This window comes from Nocardia arseniciresistens (assembly GCF_046764875.1).
Classification (GTDB): Bacteria; Actinomycetota; Actinomycetes; order Mycobacteriales; family Mycobacteriaceae; genus Nocardia; species Nocardia arseniciresistens.
In genome coordinates this window covers 194,757-207,370 of sequence record NZ_JBKORD010000005.1, presented here as the reverse complement: position 1 = coordinate 207,370, position 12,614 = coordinate 194,757, and the positions used below count along the sequence as shown (strand labels likewise).

The window sequence follows — 12,614 nt, the reverse complement described above, 5'->3', positions numbered from 1 at the left end:
TGACTCAACCAAGAAAGTTGTGAATCATGAAGGCTGTAGTGCTCGGCACCGACGACAAGTTCCGCATGACCGAGATCGCCGAGCCCGCTGCCGCCGCAGGCGAGGTGGCGATCCGTGTCGCCTACGCGGGTGTTCAGTGGGGTGACGTGCTGGTCCGCGACGGCCACTTCCCGACGCCCCGTCCCTTCGTCCCCGGTTTCGAGGCGTCCGGGCAGATCATCGCCGTCGGCGACGGTGTCGATCCGGGGCGCGTCGGTGAGCAGGTTGTCGCGCTCACCGGTTCAGGCGCCTTCGCGGAGGTGGTCGTGGTGTCCTCGCTGCTGGCGATCGCCGCGCCCGCCATGGACTCGCGCACCGCCGCCGCGTTCGGGTGGGTCACCTCCACCGCCTACGACCTGATCAACGCTGTCGCCGGTGTCCGTTCGGGCCAGGGCGTGCTAATTCACGCGGCAGCCGGCGGAGTCGGCACGTTAGCGGCGCAGTTCGCCCGCGCGGCCGGCGCGGGGCGGGTCGTGGGTGTCGTGGGAAATCCCGGACAGGTCGAGTACACCCGGCAGTTCGGTTACGACCAGGTCCTCAGTCGTGAGGAGTTCCCGCACGCGCTCGCGGGCGAGCAGTTCGATGTGATCCTCGATCCGATCGGCGGCCAGACCCGCGTGGCGAATCTGGAACGCCTGGCACCGCACGGCCGGATCGTGGTGTACGGCAACATCGCCACCTTCGAACCGGTCTCGGTCTCGGCCAACGATCTACTGATGCACGGCACCTCGATGTTGACCTACAACAGCAACCTGCTCAGCCAAACCCATCCCGAGCAGCTCGCCGACAGCGCACGCCGTGCCCTGGAACTGGTCGCGGAAGGCACCGTCCGCATCGATATCACCGCCGAATACGAGCTGGCCGACGTCGAGACCGCCATCGACGCCCTTGCCGACGGAACGACCCATGGCAAGAGCATCATCCGGATCGGATGATGCCAGGCCACGGCGGCCCGGGGCGCTGTGCGGTGGCGCACGCACCCCGAGCCGCCAGGTGTCGGGTCCGATGAAGACCAATGAGGAGGCCGGCAGCTACCGCAAGGCCGCCGACCTGGTGGGCTGCGACCATCACACAGTGCGCCGAGTCAGACGCCTTCACGGGTGGCGTGACGGAGTCGGACTGAGAGATTCAGTTCTGATTCCCGGGGAACAGTTGTATGGATGGGCGGAGTTCGCTGTCTGAACGGCAGCGGGTAGCACCGCTGCCGACGAGGGCAGACCCGACTGCGCCTTCGAAAACCCTTGTTGTCACAGCAGATCGAAGACCTGCCGCGAACATCGATAGAGCGGCAGTCACCCAGCACGTATCGAACTGGTCCATGATCAACAGGCGGCGTCGGCCGATGCCCCCATCAGCCGACGCCGCGGTGGTGGACGCCGCCGATTCCGAAGAACCCCCTGCGTTCTCGGAGGCGGCGGCATCCACCGTGTCGGGGCCGCGTTCCGAATCCGTGGCACCGTTGAATATTCGGAGCGGACCGCGCCCTGGCTGTGCTCGACACCTCCCCTCCTGGTGTCGAAGGCACCGCCACCGACCAGAACCGAGAGTAGATACTCAGCGGTAGGCAGATTCCGGCCTCATTGCGAAAATCTGGTAAACGCACAGCTAGAAGAGTCAGAGATATGTTCCGGACCGGAACATTCGGTCAATTCGCGACCAGCGGTATGACCCGGATCGGCTGATTCTCGACGGCATTGCGTGCGCGTTCCCAGCACGCGGCGAGCGCGGTGAGTTCGGCGATCTCGTCGCCGACATCGCCGGCGAGCGAGGGCATCGGGCTGGTCGCGCAGGACGGCGGCGCACCACCGGACTTGGCCGCACACGCCTGCGCGAGCCGGAGTGCGAACTCCATGACCTCGTGCTCCGGTGCCTGCGCCGACAGCGCAACGGCGGCATCCGCTGTGCCGTATCGCGACAGGATGCGCAGGCAGTCTCGAATCTCGATCACCGTGCGGTGCAGTAGGAATTCGCTGCCGAAGCCGGTGCCGGTCGAGTCTCGGTAGATGATTTCGGGGCAGGCGGCGGTCAGGTCCGACCACAGCGGCTGCAAGCGCTTACGGTGCCGCGACGCGCTGTCCAAGCCCAACCGCCTGGCAAGGCGCAGCACAATGGGAATGGTCAATCCGATAGCGAACAGCGCTGTTTGGTTCAGCAGGACGTCACGATCCAAGAAAGCCTGTACTCGACTGAAGACATTGTCGTGGCCGCCCACTTGGTACACCGCGCCGATCAGCGCGGGCATGAACCCGGCGATATGCAGGAACGGAAGCAGCAGCACCACGGAGTACACGAAGACCTCGCGGCCGTCACCACGCGCGCGGAACTGGGTAACGCACAGCCACACGACCAGCGCGTCGAGCCACCACATCACCACGAGTAGCGCGATCCAGAATCCGAGTGGGGCCCAGCCGGTCTGCTCCTCGATCAGAATGCCTTGCCGACGAGCACCGCTGCCGAGTATCAGCGCGGCCACCGCCGTTCCGATCGCGATGCTGTGTACGACGGCGGGCACATATTCGCGACCGAGCATCGACGCGACGATCAATATCGGCAGGCCGACCTGCGCGGCCATGATGATCAAGCCGTATTGGAACAGTGCCGCTGCCGACAGTCGTCCATCCGTCGACTGCGCGAGCCAATGCTGAATCGTCGGTTCGCGCAGAGTGGATCCGATGGCAAGGCAGAGGAACACGATGCTGACGCGGCGGTCGATCGGCGTCGAACGGAAGCCGATGAACCGAAGGATCACCACTATCCAGGTGTAGACCACCAGCGGCAGCGAGATGACCGTCGGCCATGACGAATTCAACGAACGCCTCCGGCGCTTCAGTCGAGAAACAGCGTCCGGCGCAGCGCCGAACCGGTCGGTGTCGTCCGCGCCGCGGACATGACGAGTGAGGCGAACAGTTCGGCTTGTCGTTCCGACGCGTCGTCGTAATTACTGCGTTGCAGCACCTGTAGCGCGGTATCCGGGTCGATGCCGGGCAGCAGCATTCCGATGGTGGCGCGCTGCTCGGCGTCGGGCGCGACACCGGCATGGCGCAACAGCAGGTGACCGATCTCGTGCAGGACGATGTGGTCGGCGTGATATCCCGAACTGTTCGCGTCGTAGGCGATCACGATGTCCTCGACCCGCTCGAGCGCCAGCCCGCACGGCATTCCCGCGGCCGCCGAACTCGAGAGCGGCATCAGCAGAATGTCCTTGCCGACCACCGTCGTGACCTGTGCGAGGAACGCGGTCATATCCCACGGCTGCGGCACCGCGAGTCCGCTGGTCAATTGCTTGACCAAGGCAAGTGCCGGATCGCTCGGTGCACGGAACCTCATCGGGTGTCCCCCGGCCCGCGAGTGCCCACACCACGCGCCTGTCGAGTCGGCTCAGACGCACAGTACAGCACGGACATTCGGACACAGTACCGACAGCGCCGTCGCGGCGAAATCATCGGACGAACCGGGAGAAGGTCAGGCCGTCTTTATCTGTGGCGTCGGGGGTGGCGGCGCGGGCGCACGACGTCCGATGTGGGCTACGCCCCAGAACAGCAACTCGACGAGCCAGAACAGCAGGAGAAAGATCTGCACGACCGTCGCGGGAATGGCGAGGAACGGCACAGCGAGTGCGGCGACCAGAACGAAGCGGGCGATGTCCGAGGCGGTGGCGCCGCGCAGCCGGCTGCCCAGACGCACCGCGGCCCACATCATCCAGCGGCGCGGCACCGGCACACCGGCCTCGTGCAACGCGCGCCGGAAGATGCCGTCCGCGTCCGCGGGACCGACCACACCGGAACTGTGCAGATAGTCGTGCAGAATCGCCGCCCTGGTGTAAGCGCCATAGCGAGGTATCAGCCACACCAGCGCCCGCGGCACCGATGCGAAATCGGTCCGGAACCCTTCGGGGACAACGAATTCCTCGTCCGCACCGTGATAGATCAGCGGCGCTGCCACCCGCCAGAATTTCGCGTCGAGTTCCTCGACGACCGGCCCGCTACCCACGAACACCACGATCCGTTCCTCTCCGAACGCACAGCGTGTCCCACAATTTTAGAGTGCTGTGATACAACCGTGGCGGCACGTAGGCAACGGTTCGGCCAACGCGTCAGTATGTGGGGCGAGAGTGCGGTATCGAACCGGGTCCGGCGTCTCCGGTCGGCTCGTGCCCACCGTATTGGACTGCCCCATTGCCCGTATGCTCGGCGGGGTACGGCCGATAAGCCGTTGCCTCGGAGAAGGTTCGGTCGCCGACCGGCCTCGACTCTCCGAACGGGCCGCTGAATTCGGTGCCGAGATCGTCCGAAGGATAGAGCGCGGCCACGAACAACACCACCAGCGACGCGAGCAGCGGCTGCACAATCAGCGCGAGCCAGCTGCCAACCTCAGTCGGCAACACCACGATTTGCCCGATGTGCGGGTCATGCGGACGCGGATGCTGCCACTGCGTGATCTGCTCACCAACCCAGGACATCGCGAATGCGCCTGCGAGCGACCCGATCAGCAACCCGAGTTGCGGAATCGGCCCTCGCACCGCGCGCCACCGCCACGCACCCACCGCGGACACCACGCCGGTCACCGCGCCGATGCAGACGAAGATCGCCAGCGCGTCGAACTGATGCACGCTCTCCCCCGTCAGCGCGGAGCCGCGACCCGGCTCGGTCACCAACAGCTGCTCGGTCGGTGCCAGCCAACCCCACACAAGGCCGCCGAGCACACTGAGCAACAACACCACGACACCGATGATCACCGCGGCACGCACCTCGCGCCGGATTCCCGCCACACCCGTCACCACTAGCGGAGTCCCAGACTCGCCGCGTCGATCACGCCGTGCCGTGAACATTTCGCCCACCAGCCGTCCGGGCTCACTTGCACGACCATCCGGCGTCCGCACTCCTCGCAGAAGCGCGGCGGTTCCAGTCCCAGCGCGGCAGCGGTCGGTACCTGGTCATCGAGACCGGGCACGATCCGCTTGCCGGTGAACGGGTTGTAGCGCTCGTCCATACCTATGACACTACTCAAAGCGCCAGCCTCTTTCTTCACGACGCGGGCGGGTCAGAGCGTTTCGTTGAGTGCCTTGATCGGCATCTTCAATTCGCCGAGCAGATCGAGGTCCGCCTCAGCGGGCCGACCGAGCGTGGTCAGGTAGTTGCCGACGATGACCGCGTTGATGCCGCCGAGGATGCCCTGCTTGGCGCCGAGATCGCCGAGGGTTATCTCGCGGCCGCCCGCGAAGCGAAGCATGGTGCGGGGCAACGCGAGCCGGAACGCGGCGACGGCGCGCAGCGCGTCGGAGGCGGGCAGCACCTCGAGCTCACCGAAGGGGGTCCCCGGACGCGGGTTGAGGAAGTTCAGCGGGACCTCGTCGGGATCGAGCTTCGCGAGATCGGCGGCGAATTCGGCGCGCTGCTCCAGGCTTTCACCCATGCCGAGGATGCCGCCACAGCAGACCTCCATGCCTGCTTCGCGGACCATCCGCAGAGTGTCCCAGCGCTCTTCCCAGCTGTGTGTGGTAACCACGTTCGGGAAGTGCGAGCGCGAGGTTTCCAGGTTGTGGTTGTAGCGGTGCACGCCCATCGCGGCCAGCTGATCGACCTGTTGCTGGGTGAGCATGCCCAGCGAGCAGGCGACCTGGATGTCGACCTCGTTGCGGATGGCCTCGACGCCCGCAGCGACCTGCGCCATCAGCCGCTCGTCCGGACCGCGGACCGCGGCGACGATGCAGAACTCGGTGGCGCCGGACTTGGCGGTCTGCTTGGCCGCCTCGACCAGGCTGGGGATATCGAGCCAGGCAGCGCGCACCGGCGACTGGAAGAGGCCCGACTGCGAGCAGAAGTGGCAATCCTCGGGGCAGCCACCGGTCTTGAGGCTGATGATGCCCTCGACCTCGACTTCGGGTCCGCACCACTTCATGCGCACCTCGTGCGCGAGGGCGAGTAGCGCTTCGAGCTGGTCGTCGTCGAGCCGCAGCACCTCGAGGGTCTGCTCCTGGGTCAGGCCGACGCCGCGCTCGAGCACTTGCTCGCGGGCAATGGCCAAGATATCGGTCTGAACGGGTGCCTGGGTCACTGCACGAATCCCTTCGTCCGGTGCAGTGCACGGCAGCGCTGGAGCTAATTACCCGAGGTCGCCGTGCAACTTGAACGGCGTTCAGGCTAGGGTAATGGTAAGAGTGAGTCAAAACACGGTGGCCGCTGGCGACTGCTGGCGGGTCGCTCGAAACGGCCCGCTAGCGACTGCTCGCAGGTCGCTCGAAACGGCCCGCTAGCGACTGCTCGCAGGTCGCTCGAAACAACCGGAAAGGAATTCGGGTGCAGCTGCACAGAGCGGACGTAGTCGACGGCGCCGTCGCCATTCTCGACCAATACGGTCTCGCCGACCTGACCATGCGCAGGCTCGCCGGTTCACTTCAGGTCCAGCCCGGTGCCCTGTACTGGCATTTTCCCAACAAACAGGCACTGCTCGGCGCGGTCGCCGACAATATCCTCTCGCCCATGGACGAGCCGATCGAGTCCACCGAATGGTCCGGTGAGATCACCGAATTGGCGCACCGCCTGCGCGACTGCCTACTGGCATACCGCGACGGCGCCGAACTCGTCTCAGCCACCTACGCCTCCCGCCTCACCACCAGCAAAGGCCGAGAACGACTGGTGAGCGCCGCGATTCGCGCAGGTATGCCCCGCCATGAAGCCGACTTGGCCGCATACACCCTGCTGTACTACGTCCTCGGCCAAACCGTCGACGAACAGTCCAGAATGCAGATGGATTCTGTAGGCGCCCTCACCGACGACGCCTCCCCGCTACACGAAGATCCCGGAACCCCCGATGCCACCGCCCGTTTCGACTTCGGTCTACAGCTTTTCGTCGGCGGCGTCCGCCACCTGCTCGGCACCCGCGCGCGCTGACCGGGAGCGGAACACAGCTGCGGCGACACACCTTTACGGGTGTGCCACTCACGAGGTCGATCCGGCAGGTGGGCACCGCCAGCGGAACTTCGGGAAGCTGGACGGGGCTGTCGGTTTTGATGCGCGCGAGGGTGCGGCCCGATCCTCGTTGCTCCGGCCCACCGATCGTGGATGGCGGCCGATGGCGGTGCCACGCGACGAGCAGCGCTCTGGTGTACCGCTCACGAGACTTCGCCGATGGGTGGCGGAGCAATGAGGTGGACCGGGGTAGTTGTCGAAAGCGTATTTCGGGGGCGAACGATTGAAGCAGCGCCGGGGAACCAGCGGTGCGTGGCGGCCGCACCCGCTGCCGCGGCCACGGCGAGAGCGATTGATGAGGCGCCGAGAACTGTTGCGGCGCTGATCAGTCCGACGGCAATCGGGCCAACGAACGAGCCGAAGTCGTGGGTCAGGCGCCAGGCGCCGAGGAATTCGGCGCGTTGACCGGCGGGGGCGATATCCGCGCCGACAGTCATGATGAGGCCGTTGCTCACGCCGTTGGCGAGCCCGAGTATCACTGCGACACCGGCGAGTTCCAGCGCCGACGAGGTAAAAGGAATGGCCGCGTATCCGGCCGCGAACAGCAGCATCGACGGGACGCCGGTGGCGCGGCGGCCGTAACGGTCCAACCAGACGCCCGCGGGATAAGACATGAGCACGTCCATCGCGCCCGCGACGCCGAACACCAGGCTGGCGGTCGACGGACTCGCGCCGATGTGCGCCGCCCAGAGCGGCAGCAGTGCCACCCTGGCCGCACGTGCGGCACCGACCAGCAAGGCCGCCGAACCGAGTGTGCCGAGCACTCTGCGGTTTTCGACGACTACCGAACGCAGGCTGTGGCCGCCGGGATGTGCGGTGTCGACGTCGATCGAACCAATGGCGACCATGGCGGCGCCGGCCAGAATGGTCGTCGCGAACTGCAACCACAGCGCGCCGTTGGGCCCCATCGCATGCACCAGCAGGGCACCGAGGAACGGCCCGCAGAAGAACCCGAGCCGCGAGGCCCCCGCCAGCGTTGACAGTGCCCGCCCGCGATCGGCTGGATCGACGACGGCGACAACATAGGACTGCCGAGCCAGCCCCCACACCGCACCCGCGGCCCCGTTCAACAACATGCCCGCGGCAAGCACACCGATATTCGGCGCACAGATCGCACACAACACCCCGACCACCCCGAGCGCCGACCCGAGACCGATCGCCCCACGCTCCCCTATCCGCGCCACAATCCGTCCGGCGGGCAGGTCGGCCAGCACCATGCCGAGCCCACTCGACGCCACGATCACACCGGCGACACCGATGGAGGCACCCAGATCCAGCGCACGCAACGCATACATCGGCGCTGCCGCACCAGATCCGGTGCCGTACAACACCATCGGGACGAATACCGTCCACACCAGGGTGCGCAACCGCACTGTCGGCTGCGCGACAAGATCTGCCCCGGCTCCCCGCGAGCTCACGCGGCAACCACTACACGAGCAGCCGACCTCACCGCGTCGAGGCATATCCTGACGACAGCGAGTAGGACTCGATCCGATTCCGCACTGGCTCGGCCACTTTCGGCATGAGCTGGTTCAGGACAGTGGGCGTCTGCGCAGCCGCTCACTGCGCCAGGGCCGGGCGGCGGGCGAATTGGCTTTCCGGGCGAGGTAGGCCGAAATGGTCGCGCAGGGTGGTGCCGGTGTACTCGGTACGGAAGAGCCCACGCTGCTGGAGGATCGGGACGACTGTTTCCGCGAAGACCTCCAGACCGCCGGGGTAGTAGGGCGGCATGATGTTGAAACCGTCGGCGGCGCCGCTGCGGAACCATTCCTCGATGGTGTCGGCTACCTGTTCCGGCGTGCCTGCGAATACCCGGTGTCCGCGGGCGCCCGCCAGGCGGTGCAGCAGTCCGCGGACGGTCGGGCGTTCGCGCTGCACGATCCCAGCGACCACCTGTAGGCGGCTGCGCGCGTTATCGGTGACATCGCCTGCGTCACTGAACAACTCGACGGGTACCGGCTCGTCGAGCGCGAGATGCCGCAGGCTCTTGCCCGCGATGCCCTCCAACTGCTTCAGGCCGTACTCGGGGACGGTGAGCTCATTGAACTCCCGCTCCAGCTTCTTCGCGCCCGCCTCGGTATCGGCGATGAAGGGACTGATGCCCGGCAGGATCTTGATGTGGTCGGCGTCGCGACCGAACTGCCTGGCCTTCGCCTTGATGTCGGAATAGAACGCCTGTGCGTCTTCCAGGCGTTGATGCGCGGTGAAGATCGCCTCGGCGTACTTGCCCGCGAAGGCACGGCCGTCATTGGAGGCGCCCGCCTGCACCAGTACCGGATAGCCCTGCGGCGTCCGCGGCGCGTTGAACGGCCCACGCACCTTCAAGTATTCGCCGACGAAGTCGATCGGATGGATCTTGTCCGGGTCGGCGTAAATGCCCGCCGCCTGGTCCAGCACGATCGCATCGTCTTCCCAGCTGTCCCACAGCGCCACGACGGCATCGACGAACTCTCGTGCCCGTGCGTAGCGCTCGGCGTGCGAGGGGTGCTCGGCGAGACCGAAATTGGCTGCGGCCAGGTCGGTTCCGGTGGTGACGATGTTCCATCCGGCCCTGCCACCGGAAATGTGATCGAGCGTGGAGAACAGCCTTGCCAGGTTGTAGGGCTCGTAATAGGTGGTCGACGCCGTCGCGATCAGGCCGAGATGGGTTGTCGCCGTGGCGATGGCGGTAAGCAGCGTGATCGGCTCCAGCCCGGAACCCGCGTTGTGCTCGACGTTGGTACGCAGTGCCGGTCCGTCGGCGAAGAACACCGCGTCGAGCTTCGCCGCTTCGGCGGTCCTGCCGATCTCCTGGTAGTAGGCGACATCGTAGATCCGGCCCGGCTGGCTGTCGGGGTGTCGCCAGGCCGCCTCGTGGTGGCCGCCCGGATAGATGAACGCGTTGAGGTTGAGTTGGCGCGGTGAGCTCATGAAGCTTTCTTCTCTTCCTCGATGTGATGGGTTGCGATATCGACGCCGAGGCTGGCGAGCAGCAGCTCCCGGAGTCGGGTGAAGCCCGGATCGCTGTGGCGGCGTGGCCGTTCCAGCTCGATGCGCTGATCCAGCGCGATCCTGCCGTCGTCGAGGACGAGCACGCGATCGGCGAGCAATACGGCCTCGTCGACGTCGTGAGTCACCAGTAGTACGGCGGGCTTGTGCTCGGCGCACAGATCCTGGAGCAGCACATGCATTTTGATTCGGGTCAATGCGTCGAGCGCACCGAAGGGTTCGTCGGCCAGCAGCAGCTGCGGCTCTCTGACCAGCGAACGCGCCAGCGCGACCCGCTGCTGTTCGCCACCGGAAAGTTCCTTGGGCCAGGCCTTTTCCCTCCCGGCGAGGCCGACCTCGGCCAGCGCGGTGCGGCCGCGATCGGCGGCGCCGGAGCCAGAGAGTCCCAGAGTCACATTGTCCAGCAGTCGGATCCATGGCAGCAGCCGCGAATCCTGGAAGACCACGGCGCGTTCGGTGGGTACGGTCAGCTCGCCGGAGCCGGGCACGTCGTAATCGAGTTCGGCGAGCGCCCGCAGCAGGGTGCTCTTACCGGAGCCGCTGCGCCCGAGCAGGGCGACGAATTCGCCGCGCGCGATATCGAGGTCGATGCCGCGCAGCACGGCACGGTCGCCGAAGCCGCGGTAGAGGTTTCGGGTGCGAACCACGTTCGGCCCCGCGCTCAGTCGCCCAGTGTCTGTCGCCATGACAGCGCCCTCCGTTCCACCGCGCGCACGGCGACGTCGCCGAACAGGCCGAGTAGTCCGTAAATCACCAGTCCGACGACGATGACATCGATCTGGCCGTAAGTGCGGGCCTGCGTCATCAGGTAGCCGATGCCACTGGTGGCATTGACCTGCTCCACCACGACGAGCGCGAGCCACGCGATGGTCACCGCAAGCCGCAGGCCGGTGAAGAAACCGGGCAGCGATCCCGGCAGCGCGATGCGCCGGACGAACCCCCAGCGTGAAAGGCCGACCGTGGCCGCGAGCTCCACATACCTGGAGTCGACGCTGCGCAGCTGCGCATGGGTGTTGAGATAGATCGGAATTGCCACGCTGGTGGTGATGACCAGCAGTTTCATCTCTTCGCCGATACCGAACCAGACAATGAACAATGGAATCAGAGCCAGCGTCGGGATGGCCCGCTTGATTTGAATCGGCCCGTCCACCAGGGCTTCACCGATCCGGCTCAGGCCGGCGACCAACGCGAGCACTACACCGATCACGACGCCGAGGCCGAGCCCGACACCGGCGCGCTTGACGGAAGTGAGCAGGTTCGATTGCAGCCTGCCGTCGGAGATCATGTCACCGGCGGTCTCGGCGACAGTCCACGGCGCGGGCAGTGTCTCGGGATCCAGTGCGCCGGAGGCGGATCCGATCACCCAGGCGGCGATGAGCAACACCGGCCCGACGGCGATGCCGAATGGGATCGGACGGCCGGGACCGAGCCGCCGCCGAGTCGGCTTGCGCCGAGCCAACACCGGGGCCGGTGCGGTGCGAGTGCGGCCGAATCGGCCGAGCACACCGGCATCCAAGGTGGCCATCAACGTTCCTTCGGTTCGAACGCTGCGCCACTCTCGGTGACGGCCTGGGTGACGGGTGCGTCGAAGCGCAGGTCGAAACCGCCTGCGGCGCTCACCTTCTTCGGCAGCTCACCAGCACCGTCGATGGCATCGATGGTGGCCTGCTGGCGGTCGATGAGCGCTTGATCCAGGTGCGGGAAGGTGTAGGTGCCGAGCGATTCGACGATGCGTTTGCCGTCCTCGGCGCTGACCTTCTGATTTTCGACGTAGTACCGACGGGCCCACTCGTCCTGGTGGGTATTGATCCATTGGTGCGCCCGCACAAAAGCGCCGACAAGTGCGCGGGTAGCGGCCGCCTTGGCGGGGTCCTGCACGACAGCGCGACGCCCGTACAGGTAGCCGAGTCCGCCATAGATACCGGCGGTCTCGGAGTCCGGGATCAGGGACGCGCCCGGTGTGCGCAACAGCCGGGTGACATTCGGCTCGATCAGCGGCGCGATGTCGACCTGCCCGGTCCGCACCGCATCGAGGAACTCCGCCAGTTGTAGCCGGACCAGCTGTACATCACCGGTTTTCAGTCCGGCCTTGGCCAGCGCGCGCAATACCGCGGCCTGCTGTGCGGTGCCTTCGGCATAGGCGATCTTCTTGCCCTTCAGATCGGCAAGCTTGGTGACCGATTTACCTGGTGCGACCGCGAGTTTCAATGCGCTGGGGCTGGTCTGGTACGACGCGACGATCGGCACATCCTGCTTGGCGATCAGTGCGTGAATCGGCGGCACATCGCCCACCTGCGCGACATCCGCTGCGCCACCGCGGAAGGCCTCGAGAATCGCGGGCCCGCCGATGAAGTTGGCGAATTCGACCTTGAAAGGCAGCTTGTCCAGCTCGCCGGAGAACCGCAGCACCGACTGGAGGCGCTCCTGCTGGTCGGCGACAACCAATGTGGTGCCCGCCGGAATCTCGGTCGGCAGCGGACCGTCGGCGACGGTGGTGCCCGGCGTTTTGTCATTGTTCGCACACCCGGCCAGACCGATCGTCGCAGCGGTCGCCGCGACGAGCGCTGCGGCGACAGTGCGGCCACGGAGGCCGGTGAAGAACGTGCGTGGTTGGTGCAT

The 12,614-nt window shown here is 66.2% G+C and carries 13 protein-coding genes; 2 read left to right on the top strand and 11 right to left on the bottom strand.

The window, feature by feature from the left end; translation table 11 throughout:
• The first annotated feature begins 26 nt into the window (after positions 1-26).
• The gene (locus ACLMAJ_RS10860) at positions 27-974 is read left to right on the top strand and encodes a quinone oxidoreductase family protein (protein ID WP_412013457.1); all 948 of its coding nucleotides are present in this window, start codon (positions 27-29) and stop codon (positions 972-974) included.
• A 710-nt stretch (positions 975-1,684) separates the two neighbouring features.
• Here ACLMAJ_RS10860 and ACLMAJ_RS10855 read toward each other — a convergent pair.
• The 6 genes from ACLMAJ_RS10855 to bioB form a co-directional block, all read right to left on the bottom strand.
• A complete protein-coding gene (locus ACLMAJ_RS10855; RefSeq protein ID WP_412013456.1) occupies positions 1,685-2,848 on the bottom strand; it encodes an MAB_1171c family putative transporter in 1,164 nt (387 codons plus the stop codon).
• A 17-nt stretch (positions 2,849-2,865) separates the two neighbouring features.
• Positions 2,866-3,366, bottom strand: a complete 501-nt coding sequence (locus ACLMAJ_RS10850; protein WP_412013455.1) for a hypothetical protein — start codon at positions 3,364-3,366, stop codon at positions 2,866-2,868.
• Positions 3,367-3,501: 135 nt separating this feature from the next.
• On the bottom strand, positions 3,502-4,038 hold the full coding sequence (locus ACLMAJ_RS10845; protein WP_412013454.1) for a DUF1353 domain-containing protein: 537 nt from the start codon (positions 4,036-4,038) through the stop codon (positions 3,502-3,504).
• Between the two features lie 94 nt (positions 4,039-4,132).
• On the bottom strand, positions 4,133-4,807 hold the full coding sequence (locus tag ACLMAJ_RS10840) for a DUF2567 domain-containing protein (RefSeq protein ID WP_412013453.1): 675 nt from the start codon (positions 4,805-4,807) through the stop codon (positions 4,133-4,135).
• Between the two features lie 11 nt (positions 4,808-4,818).
• Positions 4,819-5,028 (bottom strand): biotin synthase auxiliary protein BsaP, encoded by a 210-nt coding sequence (bsaP, locus tag ACLMAJ_RS10835; RefSeq protein ID WP_412013676.1) that lies wholly within the window; start codon positions 5,026-5,028, stop codon positions 4,819-4,821.
• Positions 5,029-5,079: 51 nt separating this feature from the next.
• Positions 5,080-6,093: a biotin synthase BioB gene (bioB, locus tag ACLMAJ_RS10830; RefSeq protein WP_412013452.1), complete on the bottom strand. Its 1,014-nt coding sequence runs from the start codon at positions 6,091-6,093 to the stop codon at positions 5,080-5,082.
• A 242-nt stretch (positions 6,094-6,335) separates the two neighbouring features.
• Between bioB and ACLMAJ_RS10825 the strand changes: the two genes are divergently transcribed.
• The gene (locus tag ACLMAJ_RS10825) at positions 6,336-6,929 is read left to right on the top strand and encodes a TetR/AcrR family transcriptional regulator C-terminal domain-containing protein (RefSeq protein ID WP_412013451.1); all 594 of its coding nucleotides are present in this window, start codon (positions 6,336-6,338) and stop codon (positions 6,927-6,929) included.
• A gap of 221 nt (positions 6,930-7,150) precedes the next feature.
• Here the strand turns inward: ACLMAJ_RS10825 and ACLMAJ_RS10820 are convergent, their stop codons facing one another.
• From ACLMAJ_RS10820 to ACLMAJ_RS10800, 5 genes are all read right to left on the bottom strand, one after another.
• Positions 7,151-8,425 (bottom strand): MFS transporter, encoded by a 1,275-nt coding sequence (locus tag ACLMAJ_RS10820; protein WP_412013450.1) that lies wholly within the window; start codon positions 8,423-8,425, stop codon positions 7,151-7,153.
• Between the two features lie 142 nt (positions 8,426-8,567).
• The gene (locus ACLMAJ_RS10815; RefSeq protein WP_412013449.1) at positions 8,568-9,917 is read right to left on the bottom strand and encodes an LLM class flavin-dependent oxidoreductase; all 1,350 of its coding nucleotides are present in this window, start codon (positions 9,915-9,917) and stop codon (positions 8,568-8,570) included.
• Positions 9,914-10,681, bottom strand: coding sequence for an ABC transporter ATP-binding protein (locus tag ACLMAJ_RS10810; protein WP_412013448.1), 768 nt, complete (start codon positions 10,679-10,681; stop codon positions 9,914-9,916). Before ACLMAJ_RS10810 ends, ACLMAJ_RS10815 begins: the two co-directional genes overlap by 4 nt.
• Positions 10,657-11,520, bottom strand: a complete 864-nt coding sequence (locus tag ACLMAJ_RS10805; protein ID WP_412013447.1) for an ABC transporter permease — start codon at positions 11,518-11,520, stop codon at positions 10,657-10,659. Before ACLMAJ_RS10805 ends, ACLMAJ_RS10810 begins: the two co-directional genes overlap by 25 nt.
• Positions 11,520-12,614, bottom strand: coding sequence for an ABC transporter substrate-binding protein (locus ACLMAJ_RS10800; RefSeq protein ID WP_412013446.1), 1,095 nt, complete (start codon positions 12,612-12,614; stop codon positions 11,520-11,522). The genes ACLMAJ_RS10805 and ACLMAJ_RS10800 overlap by 1 nt, the downstream gene beginning before the upstream one ends.

Excerpts from the sequence above, each read along its gene's own strand:
- ACLMAJ_RS10860 (WP_412013457.1), top strand. The coding sequence starts at position 27 with ATGAAGGCTGTAGTGCTCGGCACCGACGACAAGTTCCGCATGACCGAG.
- ACLMAJ_RS10850 (WP_412013455.1), bottom strand. The coding sequence starts at position 3,366 with ATGAGGTTCCGTGCACCGAGCGATCCGGCACTTGCCTTGGTCAAGCAA.
- bsaP (WP_412013676.1), bottom strand. The coding sequence starts at position 5,028 with ATGGACGAGCGCTACAACCCGTTCACCGGCAAGCGGATCGTGCCCGGT.
- ACLMAJ_RS10815 (WP_412013449.1), bottom strand. The coding sequence starts at position 9,917 with ATGAGCTCACCGCGCCAACTCAACCTCAACGCGTTCATCTATCCGGGC.
- ACLMAJ_RS10810 (WP_412013448.1), bottom strand. The coding sequence starts at position 10,681 with ATGGCGACAGACACTGGGCGACTGAGCGCGGGGCCGAACGTGGTTCGC.
- ACLMAJ_RS10805 (WP_412013447.1), bottom strand. The coding sequence starts at position 11,520 with ATGGCCACCTTGGATGCCGGTGTGCTCGGCCGATTCGGCCGCACTCGC.
- ACLMAJ_RS10800 (WP_412013446.1), bottom strand. The coding sequence starts at position 12,614 with ATGCACCAACCACGCACGTTCTTCACCGGCCTCCGTGGCCGCACTGTC.